The following is a 23,090-nucleotide window of genomic DNA, read 5'->3' on the forward strand; positions in this document are numbered from 1 at the left end:
ATCCACTGGGTAATAAAAGCGCGCCATGTCGTCCCTACCTGCCGCCCCCCTCGCGCCACCCCTGGCTTCCGCCGTACCCCCCGCCGCCCGCATCCCTGGGCAGGCATCGTCGTCTCCATCCGAATCCACCACCGATTGCTTCCATTGCGGCCAGCCGCTGGACCGCGCGCAGCCGCTCGTCGCCGAAATTGACGGCCAGTCGCGCCAGTTCTGCTGCGGTGGCTGCCAGACGCTGGCCCGGACGCTGCACGCGGCCGGCTTTGGCCACCTGTACGGCGATGTCACGCGGTTTGCGCGCCCGATCGACGCCGAGGCGCGGCGCGAAGCCGAGCCGGTCTGGGCCGCCTACGACACCCCCGAGCTGCGCCGCCAGTTCGTGCGCGACCTGGCCGACGGCCGGGCCGAGGTGACGCTGGCGCCCGAAAACATCCGCTGCGCAGCCTGCGCATGGCTGATCGAGCAGAATCTGGCACAGCTGGACGGCGTGGAGTCGGTCGTGGCGAACGTGGCGACGCGGCGGGTGGTGGTGCGCTGGCGCGCCGCCGCGCAGGGCGTGGCGGACCTGCTGGCGAGCCTGGCCGACATCGGCTACGCGGCCTGGCCGTTCGAGGTGTCGCGGACCGACCGGCAGGACCGCCGCGAACGGCGCAGCCTGCTCATGCGCATGGCGGTGGCCATGCTCGGCATGATGCAGGTGATGATGTACGCGTGGCCGCTCTACACCCATGAGGCCACGATCGATCCCGGGCAGCTCCAGCTCATGCGCTGGGCCAGCCTGGCGCTGACCGTCCCCGTGGTGCTCTATTCGGCGTGGCCGATCTTCGCCGGCGCGTGGCGGTCCATCCGCCAGCGCCACATGGGCATGGACGTGCCGGTGGCCATCGGCGTCGCGGCGGGCTTCGTGGCCAGCGCCGTGGCGACGGTGCGCGGCATTGGCGAGGTCTATTTCGATTCGGTGACGATGTTCGTCGCATTCCTGCTGCTGGCGCGCTACCTCGAACTGCGCGTCCGCCAGGCGTCGCGCAGCGGCGCCGAAATGCTGGCGCGGCAGCTGCCGGCCACCTGCGAGCGGCTGGCCCGAGCGGGCGCCGCGGGCGAGCGCATCCCGGTGGCGCGGCTCCAGCCGGGCGACCGGATCCGCGTCAAGGCCGGCGACATCGTACCCGCCGACGGGGTGGTGCTGGCCGGCGCGAGCGAACTCGACGAATCGATGCTGACCGGCGAGGCGCTGCCGGTGAAGCGCGCCATGGGCGATATCGTGCTGGCCGGCTGCTTCAATACGGCCAGCCCGCTGGAAGTACGGGTGGACCGCGTCGGCGCGCAGACGCGGCTGGCGGAAATCGTGGCCGTGCTCGACCGCGCGCTGGCCGAGAAGCCCCGGCTGGCCCAATTGGCCGATCGCGTGGCCGGGTGGTTTGTCGGCACGCTGCTCGTGATGGCCGTGGTGACCGGGGTGGTGTGGGCGCTCTGGATCGACCCGTCGCGCGCGCTGCTCGTGACGGTGGCGGTGCTGGTGGTGAGCTGTCCGTGCGCGTTGTCGCTGGCGACGCCGGCGGCGCTGGCCGCGGCCGGCGCCGCGCTGTCGCGCCGGGGCGTGCTGCTGACGCGCGCGCATGCGCTGGAAACGCTGTCGCGCGTCACGGACGTGGTGCTCGACAAGACCGGCACGCTGACCGAGGGGCGCTTTGCGCTGGTCGACACGCAAATCCTGGGCACGGCGGAGGCCAATACCTGCCGCCGCATTGCCGCGGCCATGGAGCGGGGCGGCGAGCATCCCATCGCCAGGGCGTTCGTCGAAGCGGCGGGCGAGACGGAGGTACTACCGCACATAGCCGACCTCCGCAACGTGCCCGGCCAGGGCCTGGAGGCACGGGTCGACGGGCGCCACGTACGCCTTGGCCGCCGTGAATTCGTCGCGGCGCTGGCCACGCAGACGCCGCCCGACGCCACCGTTCATGACGGTCATCCCGGCGCCACGGAAGTCTGGCTCGGCGATGCCGACGCCTTCCTCGCGGTCTTCCAGCTGGCCGATGTCGAACGGACACAGACGCGCGCTTTGCTGCAGCGCCTGTCGCATCTTGGCGTGCGTACCCATCTGGTTTCCGGCGACGGCGTTGTGGCCGTGCGCTGGTGGGCCGACCGGCTCGGCATGGCGACCGCGGCGGGCGCGGTGACGCCCGAAGGCAAGAGGGAATACGTGGCTGCGCTGCAGCAGGGCGGGGCGGTCGTGCTGGCCGTCGGCGACGGCATCAATGACGCCCCCGTGCTGGCCCAGGCCCAGGTATCGATTGCCATCGGCAGCGGGGCGCCCCTGGCGCAGGCCGGCGCCGATGCGGTGCTGACCCATGGCGGCGTGGCGGAAGTCGCCACCGCCATCGTCGCGGCACGCCGGACCCGCCGGGTGGTACGGCAGAACCTGGGCTGGGCGTTCGCCTACAACGTCATCGCCATCCCGCTGGCGGCCACGGGCCACGTCACGGCGTGGATGGCCGGCATCGGCATGTCGGTGTCCTCGCTGCTCGTGGTGGCCAATGCATGGCGGCTGCTGCGCGTCAAGGGCGTGCCGGCCGGGGAGGGGCGCTGAATGGAAACCCTTTATCTGCTGGTGCCGATGAGCCTGATTCTCGTCGTGCTGATCGCCGGGGCGCTCTGGTGGGCGCTGCATGCCGGCCAGTACGACGACCTGGACCGGCCCGGCGAAGCCATTCTGCTCGACAACGACAAGCCGCAGGAGCCGGAGCGCAGGCATTGACGGATGCGGCCCTGTTGCAGTCGTGGCACGACTGACATGACGTCACGCAAACAGTTCGCATCCGGTACAGGTGACTTGATTGAGATCAACGCGGCAGCGGTCGCGTTTTTCTAAAGTCACACAGTCAATAGGTTTATTCTTACTTAGCTTGGGGGTCTGAATGGCTGTCACCACCGCGTCTCCACGCGCCGACACCTTCAATTACGGCGTCGTGCGGCAGTTTGCCGTCATGACCGTTGTCTGGGGTATCGTCGGCATGGCCGTAGGCGTTCTGCTTGCGGCGCAACTGATCTGGCCGGAACTGAATTTCAATACGCCGTGGCTGTCGTTCGGCCGCCTGCGACCGCTGCATACCAACGCGGTGATCTTCGCCTTTGGCGGCAGCGCGCTGTTTGCCACGTCGTACTACGTGGTGCAGCGCACCTGCCAGGCGCGCCTGTTCTGCGGGCCACTGGCCGCCTTCACGTTCTGGGGCTGGCAGATCGTCATCGTGGCCGCCGCGATCACGCTGCCGCTCGGCATCACCACCTCCAAGGAGTATGCGGAGCTGGAATGGCCGATCGACATCCTGATCACGCTGGTCTGGGTGGCCTACGCCATTGTCTTTTTCGGGACAATTGTCAAGCGCAAGACCCGCCACATCTACGTGGCCAACTGGTTCTTCGGCGCGTACATCCTCACCATCGCCATCCTGCATATCGTCAACAACATCGAGATGCCGGCGTCGCTGTGGAAGTCCTACTCGGCCTACGCGGGCGTGCAGGACGCGATGATCCAGTGGTGGTATGGCCATAACGCGGTGGGCTTCTTCCTGACCACGAGCTTCCTGGGGATGATGTACTACTTCATCCCGAAGCAGGCCGAGCGCCCGATCTACTCCTACCGCCTGTCGATCGTCCACTTCTGGGCGCTGAACTTCACCTACATGTGGGCGGGCCCGCACCACCTGCAGTACACAGCGCTGCCCGACTGGGCACAGTCGCTCGGCATGGTGTTCTCGCTGATCCTGCTCGCACCGTCGTGGGGCGGGATGATCAACGGGATCATGACGATGTCCGGCGCCTGGCACAAGCTGCGCACCGATCCGATCCTCAAGTTCCTGGTGGTGGCGCTGTCGTTCTACGGCATGGCGACATTCGAAGGCTCGATGATGTCGATCAAGACCGTGAATGCGCTGTCGCACTACACGGACTGGACGATCGGCCACGTCCACTCGGGCGCGCTGGGCTGGGTCGCGATGATCTCGATCGGCTCGCTGTACTACCTGATCCCGCGCCTGTTCGGCGAAAAGCAGATGTACAGCACGCGCCTGATCGAGCTGCACTTCTGGGTGGCGACGATCGGCGTGGTGCTCTACATCGCGTCGATGTGGATTGCCGGCGTGATGGAAGGGCTGATGTGGCGCGCCACGCAGCCGGACGGCACGCTGACCTATGCGTTCGTGGAAGCCGTGAAGGCCAAGTATCCGTTCTACCTGATCCGACTGCTGGGCGGCCTGTGCTTCCTGGGTGGCATGTTCATCATGGCCTACAACGTGTTCCGCACCATCGCCGGCAAGCCGGCCGTGGATGCGCCGATCCCGGCCAGCCTGCCGGCTTCCGCCCACTGACACGCCGAGGACGCAAACAATGTCTCAGAATCAAGGTTTCTTCAGGCACGAGACGCTGGAGAAGAACGTCGGCTGGCTGATCGTCGCCACGATCATCGTGGTCAGCATTGCCGGCCTGGTGCAGATTGTGCCGCTGTTCTTCCAGCACTCCACGACCCAGCCCGACCAGGGCATCACGCCATACTCGCCGCTGCGGCTGATGGGGCGCGACATCTATATCCGCGAAGGCTGCGTGGGCTGCCACTCGCAGCAGGTGCGCACGCTGCAGGCCGAAACGGAGCGGTACGGCCACTTCTCGACGGCCGGCGAATCGGTGTACGACCATCCGTTCCTGTGGGGCTCCAAGCGGACCGGCCCCGACCTGGCACGGGTGGGCGGGCGCTATTCGGACGACTGGCAGCGCATCCACCTGCGCAGCCCGCGTGACGTGGTGCCGGAATCGGTCATGCCGTCCTACCCGTGGCTGGAAAAGACGCCGCTGGCGACCGATTCGATCCAGGCGCGCATGAAGGCGCTGCAGCGCCTGGGCGTGCCCTATACCGATGCCGAGATTGCCGGCGCTCCGGAGGAGCTTGCCGGCAAGACCGAGGAGGACGCCATGGTCGCGTACCTGCAGGGCCTCGGCCTGAATCGCCGCAATGTCCGGCTGGACACGGCGCCCGCGCCCGCCACGGCTGAGCCGGCGGTCGAAGCCGCCGCGCCAGCCAAGGAGTAATGCCATGGTGATCGTTACCGCAATTGCCACCGTGCTGTCGATGCTGACGTTCCTGGGCATCTGCTGGTGGGCGTGGTCGGCTGGCCGCCGGGCGGCCAACGACGAATCGGCGATGCTGCCGTTCGCCTTGCCCGATGAGAACAACCCTACAAGCCGGACCTAGTCACCATGAGCGATTTCATTTCCGATTTCTGGAGTTACTACATCGCGGCCATTGCGCTGATCGGTATCGCCTGGTGCGTGTGGCTGCTGTTCTCGCAGCGCAAGATGCCCAAGGGCGTCAGCACGACCGACGATACCGGCCACGTCTGGGACAACGACCTGCGCGAGCTGAACAACCCGCTGCCGCGCTGGTGGATGTGGATGTTCCTGCTGGCCTGCATCTTCAGCCTGGGCTACCTGATCCTGTATCCGGGCCTCGGCTCGTACGCGGGCGTACTCAAGTTCTCGTCGCAGGACGAGCTTGCCGCGCACCGGCAGGCCGCCGAGAAGATGCAGAACGAGATCTACGCCAAGTACCTGAAGATGGACGTCAAGCAGGTGGCGGCGGACCCCGATGCGCGGGAAATCGGCCAGCGGCTGTTCCTGAACTATTGCGCGCAGTGCCATGGCTCGGACGCGCGCGGCAGCCGGGGCTTTCCGAACCTGACCGATGACGACTGGCTCTATGGCGGCGAGCCCGAGACGATCCAGCAGACGATCGCCAAGGGCCGCAATGGCGTGATGCCGCCGTTTGCCGGCGCCATCGACGGCAAGCAGGCCGGCGATACCGCGCAGTACGTGCGGTCGCTGTCGGGGCTGACGTACGACCCGATCCGGGCCTCGCGCGGCGAGAGCACGTTCAAGTCGACCTGCGTGGCCTGCCATGGCGGGAGCGGCAAGGGCAACCAGGCCCTGGGCGCGCCCAACCTGTCGGACAAGGTGTGGCTGTACGGCAGTTCGGAAGGCGCGATCGTCGATGCCATTCTCAAGGGCCACAACGGCCATATGCCGGCCCACGAGGAAATCCTGACGCCCGAACGCATCCGCATGCTGACGGCCTATGTCTGGGGTCTGTCGAATTCGGCAGCACCGGCAGGACAATGACAAACCGCTCCCCGGAGGCCCGCCGGCGAGGCAGGCCCCGGGGGCAAGAGGGCTGAACAATGAACGCGCCCCTGGAATCTCCCCCCACACGCGAGGCTGGCGAGACGGCCACCTGGCGACCCGCGCCGCCATCCAGGACGGCGGCCGATGCCACCGAGGAAGCGCTCTACGAAGTCCGGCGCAAGATCTACCCGCGCTCGATCACGGGTGCCTTCTCAAGCTGGCGTGTCTGGCTGGTCATCCTGACCCAACTGGTCTATTACGGCACGCCTTGGCTGCAATGGAACGACCGCCAGGCCGTGTTGTTCGACCTCGGCGCCCGCAAGTTCTACATCTTCGGCCTCGTGCTATGGCCACAGGACGTGATCTACCTGGCCGTGCTGCTGGTGATCTCGGCACTGTCGCTGTTCCTGTTCACGGCGATAGCGGGGCGATTGTTCTGCGGTTACGCCTGCCCGCAAACGGTCTACACCGAAATCTTCATGTGGATCGAGCGCCGGGTGGAAGGCGACCGGATCGCGCGCATCCGGCTGGACGGCGATCCATGGAGCCTCCGCAAGCTGCGGATCAAGGCCACCAAGCACGCGTTGTGGATCGTCATCGCGCTGTGGACCGGCTTCACGTTCATCGGCTATTTCGCGCCGATCCGCGAGTTGGGCGGAGAAGTCCTGCACTGGACGCTCGGGCCCTGGCAGGCGTTCTGGATGCTGTTCTATGCCTTTGCCACGTGGGGCAACGCGGGCTTCATGCGCGAGCAGGTCTGCAAGTACATGTGTCCGTACGCTCGGTTCCAGAGCGTGATGGTCGACCGCGATACCTACGTGGTCACCTACGACGTCGGGCGCGGCGAGCCGCGCGGCAGCCGTTCGCGCAAGGCCGACCACCATGCGGCGGGACTTGGCGACTGCGTCAACTGCAGCATCTGCGTGCAGGTGTGCCCAACCGGCATCGACATCCGCGATGGCCTGCAGTACGAGTGCATCGGCTGCGGGGCCTGCATCGACGCGTGCGATCAGGTCATGGACAAGATGGATTACCCGCGCGGGCTGATCCGGTACACGTCCGAGAACGCCATGCGCCAGAAGCTGTCGCCGACGGCGGCGCGCAAACGGCTGCTGCGTCCGCGCACCATCGTCTATACGCTGATCTGGCTGGCGCTGAGCGCCGGTTTCGTCGCCTCGCTGGCGATGCGGACGCCGCTGAAGGTCGACATCATCCGCGACCGCGGCGCGCTGGGGCGCGAAGTCGAAGGCCGCTGGATCGAGAATGTGTACCGGCTGCAGCTCATCAATGCGACCGAAGCGCCGATGAAGATCCGCGTGCAGGCCAACAGCGCGGAAATGCAGGACCTGACTGTCGAGTACGACCAGGGCGCGGAAGGGCTGGCGCCGACGTCGAACCGCCTGCTGCCGATCCGGATCCGCGTGCCGATCGAAGATGCGAAGGAGGGCACGCACAAGATCGAGGTGACCGTCACGGCCGAGACCGACACCGATCGCGACGTACGAATTCGGCAAAGTACGAGTTTCATCGTCCCGCGCAATCTGTGACGCTGTGGCGGAAGCGCTGGGCGAATGGCCAAACTGGAGAGCGAAATGAACCCGAACCCCGCAAAACCCTGGTACAGGGAACCCTGGCCATGGATTCTGATGAGTGGCCCGCTGCTGGCAATGATCGGTTGCGGCGTCACGATCTGGCTGGCCAATGGCCATGCCGACATTCCCGTCGCCGACGCCGCCCGTCACGGACTGGTGGTCGAGAAAGTCGGGTCCGCGCCAACCGAACCGCCGGCGAGGCGCCCATGAGACTCCGCTGGCTGATGTGGGTGCTGTGGCCGGCGTTTCTGATGGGCGGCGCGGCCACGGCAGTCGTGTTCTCGGTTGTGGATCCTGGTGACCTGAGCTTCTTCGGCCACCCGGTGGAGGCGTCGCGGCAAGCGGTTTACACAGTGGGATTCCTGGTGGCGTGGCTGTTCTGCGCGCTCTCCAGCGGACTTACGCTGTACACGATGCCGGTAAAGCTGAGCGATACCGATGAACTCGAATAGCGCAGTCGAACAAAAAGGCCGCTCCGGATTTGCTCCGACGCGGCCTTTGTCGTGATACGGGGCGGGCGGCAGGTGCCGCGGGCCTCAGCAGGATCGGCTGTACACCTGCTTGATGGCGGCCATGTCGATCAGCTTGACGTGCCGTTGGCGGATCTGGATCAGGCCGGCCTCGGCAAATCGCGAGAACAGCCGGCTGACCGTTTCCAGTTTCAGGCCAAGGTAGCTGCCGATTTCCTCGCGGCTCATGCGCAGCACGAACTCGGTGGAGGAGTAGCCGCGCGCGGAGAGTCGCTCGGACATATTGACGAGGAACGCGGCCAGCCGCTCTTCGGCACGCATCGAGCCGAGCGTGATCAGCATGACCTGGTCCTGCGAGATTTCCTTGCTCATCAGCCGCAGGAACTGGCCTTGCAGCGAGGGCAGGTGGCCCGACAGCGCTTGCAGTTCGTCATACCGGACGACGCAGACTTCGGTGTCCTCGAGCGCCGTCGCATCGGAAGCGTGCTGCATCTCGCCGAGACCGTCGAGGCCGATGACTTCGCCAGGCAGATGAAAGCCGGTGATCTGCGTGCGGCCGTCTTCCATCGTGACGTGCGTCTTCAGCGTGCCGAAGCGGATGGCATACACGGCGCTGAGTGGTTCGCCCATGCGGTACAACGTTTCGCCCTTGTGAACTCGCACACGTTCCTGCACGAGCGTGTCCATCTTCACGAGGTCCTGTTGCGACATGCCCACCGGCAGGCAAAGTTGACCCATTGCACACGTGGAACAACGGGGCGACATCTCGGTGACGGGGATGGAAGTCAACAATTGAGTGCTCGTATGAATGCGCTTGCAGCGAGGGCGCGATGCAGGCATTTTACAGCGTCGAGTGACGCAGAAGCGAGGAACAGTTGCCATTTGGTGTGCTTTTAAGCGTTTTTCTGATGGCCTTGCTCGGTGGCATGCATTGCGCCGCAATGTGTGGAGGAATTGCTATTGCTGCGGAGCAAAAACGGCCGAGCAGTGCAACGATTTTCGTACACCGTTCACGAAATCAATGGTGGGCCGAACTCTGCGTCATGCACGCCGGGCGCATCACGACCTACATGCTGCTGGGCGCGGCGTTGGGCGCCTTCGGTGCGACGGTCTGGCGGCAGGACTATCTGCCTTTGCAGCGATGGCTCTATGCGCTGGGCAGCCTGATGCTGGTGCTGACGGGCGTCTGGCTGCTGCGCGGTCGCGTGATGGGGATGGAATGGATCGAGCGAATGGCTGCGAAGGCAGCGGCGCCGGTAGGGCGGATCGCGGGCCGGTTGTCGGCCGGGCTGCCCGCCGGCTTGCGTCCATCGCAGCGGGCCATGCCGATGCTGCGCCGCTACGGCATGGGTCTCGCCTGGGGATTGGTCCCATGCGGCATGGTCTATGGCGCACTCGCGCTGGCGCTGCTGGCCGGCAACGCTGCATCCGGCGCGTTGGTGATGGGGGCCTTCGGGCTAGGCACGCTGCCGAATCTGCTGGTCATGTCGGGTATGTCCGGATACCTGCGGCAGTGGTCGCGCAAACGGGGGGTGAGGGTCGCCTCTGCCGCGCTGGTCATCGGTTTCGGGGTGCTGGGCGTGGCCCGGGCGGTATGGCTGCCTGAGACGCTGGCGCAACATGGTTTTTGCGTGGTGTTCTGAATCGGCCACAAGGCCGGGTTGCGGGCGGGACCGGGAATGCCATACAATCGCCAGAACCACGGTATCGCGCCGCACCATGTTTCTGGCGTCGCCGGACCGCTGTCCCGATCTGGGGCGCGTGTCCAGGTTTCCGGCCACTCCGGTGCACCGGCAACGTCTCTACAGTCCATCCGGTTCAAAAGATCTGGTTAAAAGGCCGGCGACGGTTGGGAAGGTGGCGCCGGCCAGGGCGATGTTGCCCGAGCCGATATCGGTATTTTCTTGCCGTCTTGGCCATCCGGTGGCCCAGGCGAATGTCCGCCCCGAAGGGAGAAGGCGCGACGCAAGAGGTCCGTCGACTGGAGAAGCTGGCCAGCCCCGGACGATCTCCTGCCGGACCGACCCGGCAATTCGATGCAAGGAATGATGTGCACGGCTGCGCTGCATTAGGCGGGCGAGCTGGCTGCGCGATGAGATGGCGATGGCTCTGGCCTCGCTGTATCTGCAATCTCCAGTGCCCCGGGACTCGTCCGGGGGCAGGTGCAAAGACAGGCTGCACGCAATCACATGAATACCCAAGAGGCGAAGATCGTCCTCGAGACCGCGCTGATCTGCGCGCAGGAACCGCTGCGCGTTGGCGATCTGCGGCGGCTGTTTGCCGACGACGTCGGCGCCGACACCATCCGGGTGTTGCTGGAACAGCTCCGGCAGGATTGGCAGCAGCGCGGGGTCGAGCTCGTTGCGCTGGCCAGTGGATGGCGGTTCCAGAGCCGTCCGGAGATGCGCGAATTCCTGGACCGGCTGAACCCGGAAAAACCGCCCAAGTACTCCCGCGCGGTGATGGAAACCCTGGCCATCATCGCGTACCGCCAGCCGGTAACGCGGGGCGACATCGAGGAAATCCGCGGCGTCACGGTCAGCACCGACGTGGTCAAGAAGCTTGAGGACCGCGGCTGGATCGAGGTCATCGGCCATCGCGACGTGCCGGGCCGCCCGGCGCTCTATGCGACGACCAAGGCGTTCCTGGACGACCTGGGGCTGCGCTCGCTGGACGAGTTGCCGCCGCTGGAGGACGCCCAGGCTCAGGCCCAGGCCAACCTGCTGGACCAGCAGGCGATCGATTTCGAGGAAATCGCCACGGCCAACCCGCCGGCCAGCGATGAAGAAGCATTCGCCGCGCCCGTCGCCGATCCGGCGGCTGCCGCAGCGGCCGGGCCGGAGCCCGTGACCGAAGCCGAAGCCGAGGCCGGACCGGTGGCAGACGCCGCCGACGAGGCGGATAGCGATACCAGCGTCGCCCTGCAGCCCCAGGAGGATGGGCAGGACGATGCGCCGGTGGCACATGCCAACGGCTACCACGTGGACACCGGGGCCGCCGTAGCGCAGACCCCCAAGCGTTCGGAACCGGCTGGCGAGGACTCGCCATTCCCGGCCGAAGACGACGAGCGCGTGTCCAACTGAACAACATGCAACATCGATAGTGAATACTTTGTCTGATTCCGCTGAGCAAGACGTCCGCCGCCCGGACGTGCCGGGCGATACCGGCGCAGCCCCCGATACGGGCAACGACGCCGACGGCGCGCCGCGCCGCAAGGGGCTGCGTCGCGGTCTGCGCAACCTGGTGGCCTCGCGCCGCCAGGCCGGGCAGGACCGGGACGCAGGCCGTTCGGAGGCTGACGCCGCTGCGCCGGCCGATGCCAACGCCGCCCAGCCCGCCGCGCCGCGCGGCCGTGGTCGCCGCAAGCCCGCGGCGACGGCCGAAGCCGGTGCGCCGGACGCCGCCCAGGGCGATGCTGGCGAGAGCCAGCCGGCCCAGCCGGCGGGTCAGGGCCAGCGCAAGCGCCGCCAGCAGCCGCAACGCAAGGCCGCCCTGGTCGATGGCGACAGCAAGCCGGCCGCCGAGCAGCCCGGCAAGCGCAATCGCAACGGCCAGCGCAAGAGCCAGGCTGGCGCAGGCCGCCAGGGTGCGGCAGGCGGTGGCGCGCGGGGCGAACCGCGCCAGGGCGACAAGCCTGCCAGGCCGGCCGGCAAGGGCGCCTCGGCCAAGCCCGCGGCGGGCGGCGAGGACGTGTTCCGCTTCGTGATTTCCGAGCAGTACGACGAGGAAGAGACGATCGTGCCGCGCACCAAGGCCAAGCCGGTGCGCGAGCTGACGTCCGACGACGACGCGCCCAAGCTGCACAAGGTGCTGGCCGAAGGCGGCCTGGGATCGCGCCGGGAGATGGAAGAGCTGATCCTGCAGGGCCGCGTGTCGGTGAACGGGCTGCCGGCCCACATCGGCCAGCGCATCCTGCCGACCGACCAGGTCCGCGTGAATGGCAAGCTGATCCACCGCAAGGTGTCGACCAAGCCGCCGCGCGTGCTGCTGTACCACAAGCCGTCCGGCGAAATCGTCAGCCAGTCGGACCCGGAAGGCCGTCCGACGGTGTTCGACAACCTGCCGCGCATCAAGAACGGCAAGTGGGTGGCCGTGGGCAGGCTGGACTTCAACACCGAAGGGCTGCTGATTTTCACGACGTCGGGCGATATCGCCAACCGCTTCATGCATCCGCGCTACGGCGTCGAGCGCGAATATGCGGTGCGGACGCTGGGCGAACTGGCCGAGGCCGACCGCCAGCGCCTGCTGCACGGCATCCAGCTCGACGACGGCGAGGCCAACTTCCTGCGGATCGCCGACGGCGGCGGGGAGGGCGTGAACCAGTGGTACCACGTCGCCCTGACCGAGGGCCGGAACCGCGAAGTGCGTCGGATGTTCGAGGCGGTCGGTCTGACCGTGTCGCGCCTGATCCGCACGCGCTACGGCCAGTTTCTGCTGCCGCGCGGCCTGAAGCGTGGCCGCTGGCAGGAGCTGGAAGGCACGGAAGTGCGCACGCTGATGGCCAATATCGGCCTCAAGGCGCCTGCCAAGGCCGAGCAGTCCGGTGGCAAGGGCGCCACCAAGGTGGGCGGGCGCAAGCAGCGCACGGAAGCGGCCATCGCCGGCATGCCGATGCACACGGGCATGGACGGCCTGCCGCGCTTCGAGAAGGCCGGCGGCAACCGTGGCGGCAATAGCGCCGGACGCGGCCAGCCCGACCCGATGCAGACGTCGATGGGCTACATTCCGTCGGGGCCGGCGCCGCTGACGTCGCATACGACCAAGTTCGGCGGCGGCATGGGCGGCGGTGGCGGCATGCGTGGCGCTGGCGGCGGCAAGGCCGGCGGTGCCGGTGGCGGCCGCGGCGGTCGCAACGGCAATCTGGGCAATCCTGGCGCCGGCGGCAACCGTCCGCGCCGGAGCGGTGGCGAGGTCAACGGCAATGTGATGCCCAAGGCCGCCAAGGCTGGTGGCGGCAATCGCCGGCCGCGCGGCGGCGGTGGTGGTGGCCGCGGCGGTCACCGCTGACAGATCGCGGGCCGGTTCGGATACCCCGTCCCGGCCCGAATCTGGCGCGAATGCCATTCGCTTTTGCCTTTTAGCCGGCATCCGCGTATAATCAAAGTCTATTCAAAAGTATCATCCTCGGCGAGGATGGGCGAATGATGGGCATTGCGCCCATTTTTTTTTGGTTCGCCCGTTTGTGCTTGCGACTGGACAACGTCACCCGGTGTGGCGCGTCCGGGCCGCGGATGATGGGGCAGGCAGGGCTTACAGGTCGTTTCGGAACCTCGATTTCAGAACGTTGTGTTGTCCGAAGTCTGCCAAGTATTGAAAGCCACTATTCGGGATTACAGTGCATCTGGCAGATTTGATCGAAACCACCCTTACCGGCATGGGCTACGAGCTGGTTGATCTTGAGCGAGCCCCCGCCGGACTTCTGCGTGTCTACATCGATCAGCCTGAAACCGGCATCGTCATCGAGGATTGCGAAAAAGTCAGCCGACAGCTCACGCACGTGCTGATGGTCGAGAACGTCGACTACGAGCGCCTCGAGGTTTCGTCGCCCGGCCTGGACCGTCCGCTCAAGAAGCTGGCCGACTTTGCGCGTTTCGCAGGCGAGGAAGCCCGCGTCACGCTGCGTCTGCCGGTCAATGGCCAGAAGAATTTCGTCGGCATCCTGCGCGAACCCGCGGGCGAGGCCGGGGCCGAGAAGATCGGCCTGGAATTCGAGGGCAAGGATGGCCCGGCACTGCTGGAATTCGCCATATCCGATGTCGACAAGGCACGCCTCGTGCCGGTAATCGACTTCAAGGGAAATCAAAGAAAAGGGAACAAGCAATGAGCCGCGAAGTTCTGTTGCTCGTCGATGCGCTAGCGCGCGAGAAGAACGTCGACAAGGATGTGGTGTTCGGTGCGCTGGAGGCAGCTCTGGCCTCGGCCACCAAGAAGCGCTTCGAGGAGGACGTGGATATCCGCGTCCATATCGACCGTGAATCCGGTGAGCACGAAACGTTCCGCCGCTGGCTTGTGGTCCCCGACGAACAGGGCCTGCAGGAGCCGGACAAGCAGATCCTGCTGTTCGAAGCCCGCGAGCAGAGTGCCGACATCCAGCTCGACGACTTTATCGAAGAGCAGATCGAATCGGTCGAATTCGGCCGGATCGGCGCCCAGGCCGCCAAGCAGGTGATTTTGCAGCGCATCCGCGACGCCGAGCGCGAGCAGATCCTGAACGACTACCTGGACCGCGGCGAGAAGATCATGACCGGCACGGTCAAGCGCGCCGACAAGAAGGGTCTGATCGTCGAATCGGGCCGGGTCGAGGCGCTGCTGGCCCGTGACCAGATCATCCCGAAGGAGAACCTGCGCACGGGCGACCGCGTGCGGGCGTATATCCTGAACGTGGACCGCGCCGCGCGCGGCCCGCAGATCGAACTGTCGCGCACCGCGCCGGACTTCCTGATCAAGCTCTTCGAGAACGAAGTGCCGGAGATGGAACAGGGCCTGCTGGAGATCAAGGCGGCCGCCCGCGACCCGGGCGTGCGGGCCAAGATCGCCGTGGTGGCGCATGACAAGCGTATCGACCCGATTGGCACCTGCGTGGGCGTGCGTGGCACGCGCGTCACCGCCGTGCGCAACGAGATTGGCGGCGAGGCCGTGGACATCGTGCTGTGGTCGGAAGACCCGGCGCAGTTCGTGATTGGCGCGCTGGCCCCGGCGCAGGTCCAGTCGATCGTGGTCGACGAAGAGAAGCACAGCATGGATGTGGTGGTCGACGAGGAAAACCTCGCCGTCGCCATCGGTCGCAGCGGTCAGAACGTACGCCTGGCGTCGGAGCTGACCGGCTGGCAGATCAACATCATGACGCAGGAAGAGTCCGCGCAGAAGCAGGCCGAGGAAAGCGAGCAGGTACGCAAGCTGTTCATGGCCAAGCTGGACGTGGACGAGGAAGTGGCGGACATCCTGATCGAGGAAGGCTTCTCCACGCTGGAAGAAGTGGCCTACGTGCCCATCAGTGAAATGATGGAAATCGAGGCGTTCGACGAGGACACCGTCAACGAGCTGCGCAACCGCGCCCGCGATGCGCTGCTGACGATGGAACTGGCCCGGGAAGAAAAGGTGGAAGAGGTGTCGCAGGACCTGCGATCCCTGGACGGCCTGAACCCGGAGCTGATCGGCAAGCTGGCCGAAGGCAATATCCACACGCGCGACGACCTGGCCGAACTGGCCGTGGACGAACTGGTCGAGATGGCCGGTGTGAGCGAGGATGACGCCCGCACGCTGATCATGAAGGCACGGGAACATTGGTTTAACTGAGGGACACGTCCGGGCCCACGCGGCCCGGACGCGCTTTCCGCATACGAATTGTCCCGACGTAGAAACCGAGCATTGAAAGGGTTTGAATGGCAAGCACAACAGTTGCCCAACTGGCCGCAGAACTGAGCCGCAGCCCTGCTGCACTGCTGGAACAATTGCAGGCAGCTGGGGTGGGCAAGGCAAAGCCTGAAGACATCATTACCGAATCGGACAAGACCCGGCTGCTGGAGCATCTCAAGCGGTCGCACGGTCAATCCGATGACAGCGCACGCAAGAAGATCACGTTGACCAAGCGAGAAACGTCCGAGATCCGCCAGTCGGATTCCACGGGCAAGACCCGCACGGTGCAGGTCGAGGTGCGCAAGAAGCGCGTGCTGATCAAGCGCGACGAAGTCGAATCGCACGATGACGGCGCCGACGCCCACGCCGCTGCCGACGCCGAGGCCGCCGAACAGGCGCGCCGCGACGACGAACAGCGCCGCCAGCAGGCCGAGGCCCTGGCCCGCCAGGAAGCCGAGGCCCAGGCCGCCCGCGAGGCCGCCGAGCGCGAGGAAGCCGAGCGCCGCGCCAGGCAGGAAGCCCTGGAGGCCGAACAGCGCCGCCAGGCCGAACTGCTGGCCGAGAAGGCCGCCGAGGAAGCCGCCGCCGAGCGCGCAGCCACCGAGGCCGCCGAGGAAACCGCGCGCCAGAAGGCCGAGGAAGACAAGGCCCGTCTGGCCGCCGAGCGCCAGCAGGCGCAGAAGAACGCCGACGACGCCAAGGCTGCCGCCGACAAGGCCCGCGCCGAGCAGGACAGCGCCAAGGCCGCCGCCGACAAGGCGCGCGCCGAACAGGACGCTGCCGCCCGCCGCCGCCGCGAGGCTGCCGAAGCCGAAGCCCGTGCGATCCAGCAGATGCTGAACGCCCCGGCCCGCGTGCTGAAGGCGCCGTCGGAGCGCAAGGCCGAGGAAAAGAAGGCCGAGCAGACCGGCACGCTGCACAAGCCGGTGAAGCCGGCCGGCGCGACCACGGAAGCCAAGAAGGACGAGAAGAAGACGACCACGGCGCCTGCCGCGACCACCACTACCACCACGGCCGACAAGAAGGGCGGCAAGGGTGCGAAGGGCGGCTGGCAGGACGACAACCGCGGCGGCAAGAAGGGCGGCGGTCTGAAGACGCGCGGCGATTCGTCGGGCGGCACCGGCGGCTGGCGCAGTGGCCCGCGTGGCCGCGGCGGCAAGCAGCACGCCGACGACGGCCGCAGCAACTTCCAGGCGCCGACCGAGCCGGTGGTGCGTGAAGTGCACGTGCCGGAAACCGTCTCCGTGGCCGACCTGGCGCACAAGATGGCCGTCAAGGCGTCCGAGGTCATCAAGCAGATGATGAAGCTCGGCCAGATGGTGACGATCAACCAAGTGCTGGACCAGGAAACCGCCATGATCGTGGTGGAGGAAATGGGCCACAAGGCGTTCGCCGCCAAGCTGGACGATCCGGAAGCGCTGCTGGTGGTGGACGGCGAGGACCATGCCGACGCCGAACTGCTGCCGCGTCCGCCGGTGGTGACCGTGATGGGTCACGTCGACCACGGCAAGACGTCGCTGCTGGATTACATCCGCCGCACCAAGGTTGCAGCGGGCGAAGCCGGTGGCATTACGCAGCACATTGGCGCGTATCACGTGGAAACGGACCGTGGCGTGATCACGTTCCTGGACACCCCGGGTCACGAGGCCTTCACGGCCATGCGTGCCCGCGGCGCCAAGGCCACCGACATCGTCATCCTGGTGGTGGCGGCCGACGACGGCGTGATGCCGCAGACCAAGGAAGCCATCGCGCACGCCAAGGCTGCCGGTGTGCCGATCGTCGTGGCCATCACCAAGGTCGACAAGCCCGAAGCCAACCCGGACCGCGTCAAGCAGGAACTGGTGGCCGAGCAGGTGGTGCCGGAAGAATACGGCGGCGATTCGCCGTTCGTGCCGGTGTCCGCCAAGACCGGTGCCGGCATCGATGACCTGCTGGAGCAGGTGTCGCTGCAGGCCGAAGTGCTGGAACTGAAGGCGCCGGTCGATGCGCCGGCCAAGGGTCTCGTCGTGGAAGCCCAGCTCGACAAGGGCAAGGGCCCGATCGCGACGATCCTGGTCAGCAGCGGCACGCTCAAGCGTGGCGACGTCGTGCTGGCAGGCAGTGCCTACGGCCGCGTGCGCGCCATGCTGGACGAGAACGGCAAGCCGGCGAAGGAAGCCGGCCCGTCGATCCCGGTGGAAATCCAGGGTCTGTCGGAAGTGCCCGCCGCCGGCGAGGAAGTGCTGGTGCTGCCGGACGAGCGCAAGGCGCGCGAAATCGCGCTGTTCCGCCAGGGCAAGTTCCGCGACGTGAAGCTGGCCAAGCAGCAGGCGGCCAAGCTGGAAACGATGCTGGAGCAGATGGCCGAAGGCGAAGTGCAGTCGCTGCCGCTGATCGTCAAGGCCGACGTGCAGGGTTCGCAGGAAGCGCTGGTGCAGTCGCTGCAGAAGCTGTCGACCGCCGAAGTGCGCGTGCAGATCGTGCACGGCGGCGTGGGTGGCATCTCGGAATCGGACGTCAACCTGGCGACCGCTTCGAAGGCTGTCATCATCGGCTTCAACGTGCGTGCCGACGCCGGCGCGCGCAAGCTGGCCGAGCACAACGGCATCGACATCCGCTACTACAACATCATCTACGACGCCGTGGATGAGGTGAAGGCGGCGATGTCGGGCATGCTGGCGCCCGAGAAGCGCGAGACGACGATCGGCCAGGTGGAAGTCCGCCAGGTCTTCCGCGTGCCGAAGGTTGGCGCCGTGGCCGGCTGTATGGTCACCGACGGCCTGGTCAAGCGGACGTCGCTGGTCCGCGTGCTGCGCAACAACGTGGTGATCCACGACGGCGAACTGGACTCGCTCAAGCGGTTCAAGGACGACGTCAAGGAAGTCAAGCAGGGCTTCGAGTGCGGTCTGTCGATCAAGAACTTCAACGACGTTCAGGAAGGCGACCAGCTCGAGGTGTACGAAATCACCGAGGTGGCGCGTACGCTGTAAGGCGATACGCAAAGACGGCAGGCTCCGGCCTGCCGTTTTCACATCGGCAAAGCAAAAGTTTGCATGGCCAAGAAAGGCAATATCTCTTCCCGTAACCTGCGCCTGTCTGACCAGATCCAGAAGGAACTGGCCGGCATGATCCAGCGCGAGATCCGCGATCCGCGGCTGGGGCTGGTGACGCTGCAGTCGGTGGCGCTGACGCCCGACTACGCGCACGCCAAGGTCTACTTCACGGTGCTGGGCGCCGAGCCCGAGGTGGCGGCCGCCATCCTCAAGGAAAAGGCCGGCTACCTGCACTCGCTGCTGTTCAAGCGGCTGCACATCCATACCGTGCCGACGCTGCATTTCCACCACGACACGTCGGTGGAGCATGCCATCGAGATGTCGAAGCTGATCAACGAAGCGAATTCGACGCGCGCCAAGGACGACGAGTAAGTCCGGCGTTCCCCTGCGAGCCGGCCCGGTGCCGGCGCCGCAACCCTCTTTTCCCTCCGCAATGACCGATTCCCAAGCCAACCGTCCGCCCCGGCTGCCGCGCCGGGACGTGCATGGGGTGCTGCTGCTGGACAAGCCGCTGCGCCTGTCGTCCAACGACGCGCTGGTGCGCGCCAAGCGCCTGCTGCGCGCCAACAAGGCGGGGCACACCGGCACGCTCGATCCGCTGGCCACGGGCCTGCTGCCGCTCTGCTTTGGCGAGGCGACGAAGTTCTCGCAGGACCTGCTCGACGCCGACAAGACCTACGAAGCCCAGGTGCGCCTGGGCGCCACCACGACCACCGGCGACGCCGAGGGCGAGATCGTGGCCGAGCGTCCGGTGACCTGCGACCGCGCGGCCCTGGACGCCGCCGTGGCGCGCTTTACCGGCGAGATCGAACAGGTGCCGCCGATGTACTCGGCGCTGAAGAAGGACGGCCGGCCGCTCTACGAGTACGCGCGCGCCGGCCAGACCGTCGAACGCGCCGCGCGGCGGGTGACGATCCATGCGATCACGCTGCTCGACGTCGATCTGGCGAATTTACGATTCACGATGCGCGTGACATGCAGCAAGGGCACGTATATCCGGACGCTGGCCGAGGACATCGGCGAGGCGCTGGGCTGCGGCGCGCACTTGACGGCGCTGCGCCGGACCGGCGTGGGCGACCTGACGCTCGACGGCGCCGTGACGCTGGAGCAGATCGACGTCCAGCCCGACGAGGCCCGGCCCGCGCTGCTGGCGCCCGTGGACGCGCTGCTGCAACGCTGCCCGCCCGTGCACCTGGACGCCGCCGCGACGGCGCGCTTCCTGCAAGGCCAGCGCATCGCGCGCCGCGACCTGCCGGAGGCTGAAGTGCCCGAAGACGGCACGCTGGCGCGCGTCTATGCGGAAGGCAAGCTGCTGGGCGTGGCGCGCATGCGCGAGGGAGCCCTGCGGCCCGAACGACTGGTGAAGATCTGAGTGTTCTCTCTGGGTTTCCCCTCTCCCGCTTGCGGGAGAGGGGCAGGGGAGAGGGCGGGCCGTTCAATTTGCGGCGTGTCGGCAATGCCACCGCTGGCCCTCACCCCCAACCCCTCTCCCGCACGGCGGGAGAGGGGAGCTACACCCCCCCGCCGTCCAAATCCCTCGCAGCTAAATCCCCCGTCTCCGGCCTTCAATGCGCCCCCGCCGCATCGGCACCGCCGCCGCCTTGCGCCCGCTTGGTCAGCCAGACGAACACGATCAGCACGAAGAACAGCACGCCCGAGATCCAGAAGATGTCGTTGGCGCCCAGCATCGACGCCTGTTGCGACAGGTTGCGCTCGATGACGCCGATGGCCTGCATCTTCGACATGCCCATCTGCATCAGGTGGTCGAGCTGCGCCTGGTAGGCCGGGTTGTACGGGTTGATCTGCTCCACCAGCTGGGCGTGATGCAGCGCCGAGCGGTTTTCCCAGACCGTGGTCGAGATAGACGCGCCAATCGCGCCGAACGTGATCCGCACGAAGTTCGACAGCCCGGAAGCCGCCGGAATCTTCTCGGGCGGCTGCCCGGACAGGATGATCGACGTCAGCGGGATGAAGAACATCGCCATGGCCGCGCCCTGGATCAGGGTCGGGATCACCAGCGCGCGCGTGTCCACGCCGGTCGTGAAGCCGGCGCGCATGAAGCTGACCGCGCCGAACGTGATGAACGCCATGGTCGCCACCCAGCGCGCGTCCACCTTCGGCAGGATCCGGCCGATGATCGGCGACAGGATGATGGCGAAGATGCCCACCGGCGCCGTGACCAGCCCGGCGTCGGTCGCCGTGTAGCCGATGATGGTCTGCAGCCACAGCGGCAGGATCACGAGGTTGCCGAAGAACAGCCCGTACGCCACCGAAATGGCCACCACGCCCGCCGCGAAGTTGCGGCCCTTGAACAGGTGGATGTCGACGATCGGGTGCTTTTCGTAGAGTTCCCAGGCCAGGAAGAACAGGAATCCCACCACGGCGATCACGGTCAGCGCCACGATCAGGCCCGAGTGGAACCAGTCCAGTTCCTTGCCCTTGTCGAGCATCAGCTGCATCGACCCGACCCAGATCACCAGCAGCGCCAGGCCGATGCGGTCGATGGGCAGCGTGCGGGTGGGCGTCTCGCGGTCGCGGTAGATGGCCCAGGTGACATAGGCCGTCAGGATGCCGATCGGCACATTGATATAGAAGATCCACGGCCACGTCATGTTGTCCGAGATCCAGCCGCCGAGCAGCGGCCCCATGATCGGCGCCACAAGGGTGGTCATGCCCCATAGCGCCAGCGCCATCGAACTTTTGGCCGGCGGATAGCTGGCCAGCAGCAACGCCTGCGACAGCGGGATCATCGGCCCGGCCACGGCGCCCTGCAGCACGCGGGCCGCCAGCAGCGTCTCCAGGTTGGGCGCCACGCCGCAGAGCCAGGACGACACCACGAACAGCAGGATCGACAGCACGAACAGCCGCACCGCGCCAAAGCGCGTGGTCAGCCAGCCCGTGAGCGGCACCGAGATGGCGTTGGCCACCGCGAACGACGTGATGACCCAGGTGCCCTGGTTTGGTGAAACGCCGAGGTCGCCGGAGATGGCCGGGATCGATACGTTGGCGATCGACGAGTCGAGCACGTTCATGAACGTGGCCAGCGACAGCGCGATGGTGCCCAGTATCAGCTTGCCGCCCGTGAGCGGCGGATGCGCGGCGGGGCGCGCGGGGGCCGGCGACGGGGCCGGAGCCGCGCCGTCGCCCGGCGTTGCGGTGGTGGAGTTCGCCATGGGCAGTCAGCCAGTCGTGCGGGGGATCAGGTATGGGCCGGCTTGGCCGCCGGGGCGCGCGCCGCGCTGGCCGGGCCCGCCATGCCGCCCGGGGCCTGCGGGCGGCCGCCGTTGTTCACCGCGATGATGCGGGCGATCAGCGCGTCGGCGTCCTGCGCCACCTTGTCGTAGACGTCGGTCTGCAGCGGCTTGGCGGCGTTGGCCGACACCAGCGAGGCGCCTTCCTCCTTGCGGACGTCGACCGTGACGTTCATCGACAGCCCCACGCGCAGCGGATGGTCCTTCAGTTGCTGCGGATCCAGCGCGATCCGCACCGGCAGGCGCTGCACCACCTTGATCCAGTTGCCGGTGGCGTTCTGCGCCGGCAGCAGCGAGAACGCCGCGCCGGTGCCGGCCGAGAAACCGACCACATGGCCCGTGTACTTGACCTTGGAGCCGTAGACATCGGCTTCCAGTTCCACCGGCTGGCCGATCCGCATGTGCGTGATCTGCACTTCCTTGAAGTTGGCGTCCACCCAGACCTGGTCCAGCGGCACCACGGCCATCAGTGGCGTGCCGGCGGCCACGCGCTGGCCCACCTGCACCGAGCGCTTGGCGACGTAGCCGGTCACCGGGGCCGGCATGGTCGACCGCGCGAAGGCCAGGTAGGCCGAGCGCAGGTTGGCGGCGGCGCGCTGCACGTTCGGATGCTTCTCGACCGTGGTCTGGTCGGTCAGCACCTGGTTCGAGGCCAGTTGCTCCCGGGCGGCCACCAGCGCCGATTCGGCGGCCTTCAGCGCGGTCTGGGCGTGGGCGATTTCCTCGCTCGACACGGCGCCCGAGCCGGCGATGGCCTGGCGGCGGCGCAGGTCGTCGCGCGCCTTGGCCACGTCGGCATCGCGCAGCGCCACCTGGGCGGACAGCGAGCCATTGTTGACGTACAGCGTGCGCACCTCGCGCACGGCCTGCGCCAGCTGGGCCTCGGCCTGCTCCATCGCCACCTGGGTATCGGCGCGGTCGAGCTGGATCAGCGGCTGGCCGGCCGTCACCAGTTGCGTGTCGTCGGCGGCAATGGACACCACGGTGCCGCCAACCAGCGGCGTCACCTGCACCACGTTGCCGGCCACGTAGGCGTCGTCGGTGTTCTCGAAATGGCGGGCGTACAGGCCCCAGTACAGGCCATAGCCGATGCCGGCCACCACCACGGCGGCGGTCAGCGAAACAAGCAGGCGGCGGCGCTTGCCGTTGTTGTCAGCCGCGGGTGCGGCGGCTTGCGGGTTGGTGCTCATGATGGAATCTCTCTGGATCTCGTGCGGTATGTCG

At 66.9% G+C, this 23,090-nt stretch carries 20 protein-coding genes; 17 read left to right on the plus strand and 3 right to left on the minus strand.

Annotated features, from left to right (window positions below; translation table 11 throughout):
• Positions 1-25 precede the first annotated feature (25 nt).
• The 9 genes from EHF44_RS12525 (at position 26) to EHF44_RS12565 (ending at position 8,209) form a co-directional block, all read left to right on the plus strand.
• Positions 26-2,584, plus strand: coding sequence for a heavy metal translocating P-type ATPase (locus tag EHF44_RS12525; RefSeq protein WP_124684029.1), 2,559 nt, complete (start codon positions 26-28; stop codon positions 2,582-2,584).
• Complete coding sequence (gene ccoS / locus EHF44_RS12530; protein ID WP_124684030.1) at positions 2,585-2,752, plus strand: cbb3-type cytochrome oxidase assembly protein CcoS; 168 nt, start codon at positions 2,585-2,587, stop codon at positions 2,750-2,752. It abuts the gene before it with no gap.
• A gap of 160 nt (positions 2,753-2,912) precedes the next feature.
• Positions 2,913-4,361, plus strand: coding sequence for a cytochrome-c oxidase, cbb3-type subunit I (gene ccoN, locus EHF44_RS12535; protein WP_124684031.1), 1,449 nt, complete (start codon positions 2,913-2,915; stop codon positions 4,359-4,361).
• A gap of 19 nt (positions 4,362-4,380) precedes the next feature.
• On the plus strand, positions 4,381-5,076 hold the full coding sequence (ccoO, locus tag EHF44_RS12540; protein ID WP_124684032.1) for a cytochrome-c oxidase, cbb3-type subunit II: 696 nt from the start codon (positions 4,381-4,383) through the stop codon (positions 5,074-5,076).
• A 4-nt stretch (positions 5,077-5,080) separates the two neighbouring features.
• Entirely contained in the window at positions 5,081-5,239 is a 159-nt protein-coding gene (locus EHF44_RS12545) for a cbb3-type cytochrome oxidase subunit 3 (protein ID WP_124684033.1), read from the plus strand.
• A 5-nt stretch (positions 5,240-5,244) separates the two neighbouring features.
• Positions 5,245-6,162 carry a cytochrome-c oxidase, cbb3-type subunit III gene (gene ccoP, locus EHF44_RS12550; RefSeq protein ID WP_124684034.1) on the plus strand — a complete coding sequence of 306 codons (918 nt, stop codon included), beginning with the start codon at positions 5,245-5,247 and terminating at the stop codon, positions 6,160-6,162.
• A 59-nt stretch (positions 6,163-6,221) separates the two neighbouring features.
• The gene (ccoG, locus tag EHF44_RS12555) at positions 6,222-7,712 is read left to right on the plus strand and encodes a cytochrome c oxidase accessory protein CcoG (protein ID WP_124684035.1); all 1,491 of its coding nucleotides are present in this window, start codon (positions 6,222-6,224) and stop codon (positions 7,710-7,712) included.
• Between the two features lie 45 nt (positions 7,713-7,757).
• Positions 7,758-7,967 (plus strand): hypothetical protein, encoded by a 210-nt coding sequence (locus tag EHF44_RS12560; protein ID WP_124684036.1) that lies wholly within the window; start codon positions 7,758-7,760, stop codon positions 7,965-7,967.
• The gene (locus EHF44_RS12565; protein WP_124684037.1) at positions 7,964-8,209 is read left to right on the plus strand and encodes a hypothetical protein; all 246 of its coding nucleotides are present in this window, start codon (positions 7,964-7,966) and stop codon (positions 8,207-8,209) included. Before EHF44_RS12560 ends, EHF44_RS12565 begins: the two co-directional genes overlap by 4 nt.
• An 84-nt stretch (positions 8,210-8,293) precedes the next feature.
• On the opposite strand, the gene fnr is transcribed toward EHF44_RS12565, so the two are convergent.
• The gene (gene fnr / locus EHF44_RS12570) at positions 8,294-9,019 is read right to left on the minus strand and encodes a fumarate/nitrate reduction transcriptional regulator Fnr (RefSeq protein ID WP_124684038.1); all 726 of its coding nucleotides are present in this window, start codon (positions 9,017-9,019) and stop codon (positions 8,294-8,296) included.
• Positions 9,020-9,102: 83 nt separating this feature from the next.
• Between fnr and EHF44_RS12575 the strand changes: the two genes are divergently transcribed.
• The 8 genes from EHF44_RS12575 (at position 9,103) to truB (ending at position 19,987) form a co-directional block, all read left to right on the plus strand.
• The gene (locus EHF44_RS12575; protein ID WP_437340279.1) at positions 9,103-9,870 is read left to right on the plus strand and encodes a sulfite exporter TauE/SafE family protein; all 768 of its coding nucleotides are present in this window, start codon (positions 9,103-9,105) and stop codon (positions 9,868-9,870) included.
• Positions 9,871-10,416: 546 nt separating this feature from the next.
• Positions 10,417-11,310, plus strand: coding sequence for an SMC-Scp complex subunit ScpB (scpB, locus tag EHF44_RS12580; protein WP_124684040.1), 894 nt, complete (start codon positions 10,417-10,419; stop codon positions 11,308-11,310).
• 28 nt (positions 11,311-11,338) lie between these two features.
• The gene (gene rluB / locus EHF44_RS12585; RefSeq protein ID WP_124684041.1) at positions 11,339-13,234 is read left to right on the plus strand and encodes a 23S rRNA pseudouridine(2605) synthase RluB; all 1,896 of its coding nucleotides are present in this window, start codon (positions 11,339-11,341) and stop codon (positions 13,232-13,234) included.
• Positions 13,235-13,562: 328 nt separating this feature from the next.
• Positions 13,563-14,051 (plus strand): ribosome maturation factor RimP, encoded by a 489-nt coding sequence (gene rimP, locus EHF44_RS12590; protein WP_124684042.1) that lies wholly within the window; start codon positions 13,563-13,565, stop codon positions 14,049-14,051.
• Positions 14,048-15,523: a transcription termination factor NusA gene (gene nusA, locus EHF44_RS12595; RefSeq protein ID WP_124684043.1), complete on the plus strand. Its 1,476-nt coding sequence runs from the start codon at positions 14,048-14,050 to the stop codon at positions 15,521-15,523. The genes rimP and nusA overlap by 4 nt, the downstream gene beginning before the upstream one ends.
• Positions 15,524-15,609: 86 nt before the next feature.
• Positions 15,610-18,552: a translation initiation factor IF-2 gene (gene infB / locus EHF44_RS12600; protein WP_124684044.1), complete on the plus strand. Its 2,943-nt coding sequence runs from the start codon at positions 15,610-15,612 to the stop codon at positions 18,550-18,552.
• Between the two features lie 63 nt (positions 18,553-18,615).
• Complete coding sequence (gene rbfA, locus EHF44_RS12605) at positions 18,616-18,987, plus strand: 30S ribosome-binding factor RbfA (RefSeq protein WP_124684045.1); 372 nt, start codon at positions 18,616-18,618, stop codon at positions 18,985-18,987.
• Between the two features lie 61 nt (positions 18,988-19,048).
• The gene (truB, locus tag EHF44_RS12610) at positions 19,049-19,987 is read left to right on the plus strand and encodes a tRNA pseudouridine(55) synthase TruB (protein WP_124684046.1); all 939 of its coding nucleotides are present in this window, start codon (positions 19,049-19,051) and stop codon (positions 19,985-19,987) included.
• Between the two features lie 193 nt (positions 19,988-20,180).
• On the opposite strand, the gene EHF44_RS12615 is transcribed toward truB, so the two are convergent.
• Both EHF44_RS12615 and EHF44_RS12620 read right to left on the minus strand, forming a co-directional pair.
• The gene (locus EHF44_RS12615) at positions 20,181-21,788 is read right to left on the minus strand and encodes a DHA2 family efflux MFS transporter permease subunit (RefSeq protein WP_124684047.1); all 1,608 of its coding nucleotides are present in this window, start codon (positions 21,786-21,788) and stop codon (positions 20,181-20,183) included.
• A gap of 26 nt (positions 21,789-21,814) precedes the next feature.
• Complete coding sequence (locus EHF44_RS12620; protein ID WP_124684048.1) at positions 21,815-23,056, minus strand: HlyD family secretion protein; 1,242 nt, start codon at positions 23,054-23,056, stop codon at positions 21,815-21,817.
• Positions 23,057-23,090: the final 34 nt, after the last annotated feature.

This window comes from Cupriavidus pauculus, from assembly GCF_003854935.1.
GTDB lineage: Bacteria > Pseudomonadota > Gammaproteobacteria > Burkholderiales > Burkholderiaceae > Cupriavidus > Cupriavidus pauculus_C.

What these genes read in the sequence shown, in the direction of transcription:
- EHF44_RS12525 (WP_124684029.1), top strand. Translation starts at nt 26, where the DNA reads ATGTCGTCCCTACCTGCCGCCCCCCTCGCGCCACCCCTGGCTTCCGCC.
- ccoS (WP_124684030.1), top strand. Translation starts at nt 2,585, where the DNA reads ATGGAAACCCTTTATCTGCTGGTGCCGATGAGCCTGATTCTCGTCGTG.
- ccoN (WP_124684031.1), top strand. Translation starts at nt 2,913, where the DNA reads ATGGCTGTCACCACCGCGTCTCCACGCGCCGACACCTTCAATTACGGC.
- ccoO (WP_124684032.1), top strand. Translation starts at nt 4,381, where the DNA reads ATGTCTCAGAATCAAGGTTTCTTCAGGCACGAGACGCTGGAGAAGAAC.
- EHF44_RS12545 (WP_124684033.1), top strand. Translation starts at nt 5,081, where the DNA reads ATGGTGATCGTTACCGCAATTGCCACCGTGCTGTCGATGCTGACGTTC.
- ccoP (WP_124684034.1), top strand. Translation starts at nt 5,245, where the DNA reads ATGAGCGATTTCATTTCCGATTTCTGGAGTTACTACATCGCGGCCATT.
- ccoG (WP_124684035.1), top strand. Translation starts at nt 6,222, where the DNA reads ATGAACGCGCCCCTGGAATCTCCCCCCACACGCGAGGCTGGCGAGACG.
- EHF44_RS12560 (WP_124684036.1), top strand. Translation starts at nt 7,758, where the DNA reads ATGAACCCGAACCCCGCAAAACCCTGGTACAGGGAACCCTGGCCATGG.
- EHF44_RS12565 (WP_124684037.1), top strand. Translation starts at nt 7,964, where the DNA reads ATGAGACTCCGCTGGCTGATGTGGGTGCTGTGGCCGGCGTTTCTGATG.
- scpB (WP_124684040.1), top strand. Translation starts at nt 10,417, where the DNA reads ATGAATACCCAAGAGGCGAAGATCGTCCTCGAGACCGCGCTGATCTGC.
- nusA (WP_124684043.1), top strand. Translation starts at nt 14,048, where the DNA reads ATGAGCCGCGAAGTTCTGTTGCTCGTCGATGCGCTAGCGCGCGAGAAG.
- infB (WP_124684044.1), top strand. Translation starts at nt 15,610, where the DNA reads ATGGCAAGCACAACAGTTGCCCAACTGGCCGCAGAACTGAGCCGCAGC.
- rbfA (WP_124684045.1), top strand. Translation starts at nt 18,616, where the DNA reads ATGGCCAAGAAAGGCAATATCTCTTCCCGTAACCTGCGCCTGTCTGAC.
- truB (WP_124684046.1), top strand. Translation starts at nt 19,049, where the DNA reads ATGACCGATTCCCAAGCCAACCGTCCGCCCCGGCTGCCGCGCCGGGAC.
- EHF44_RS12615 (WP_124684047.1), bottom strand. Translation starts at nt 21,788, where the DNA reads ATGGCGAACTCCACCACCGCAACGCCGGGCGACGGCGCGGCTCCGGCC.
- EHF44_RS12620 (WP_124684048.1), bottom strand. Translation starts at nt 23,056, where the DNA reads ATGAGCACCAACCCGCAAGCCGCCGCACCCGCGGCTGACAACAACGGC.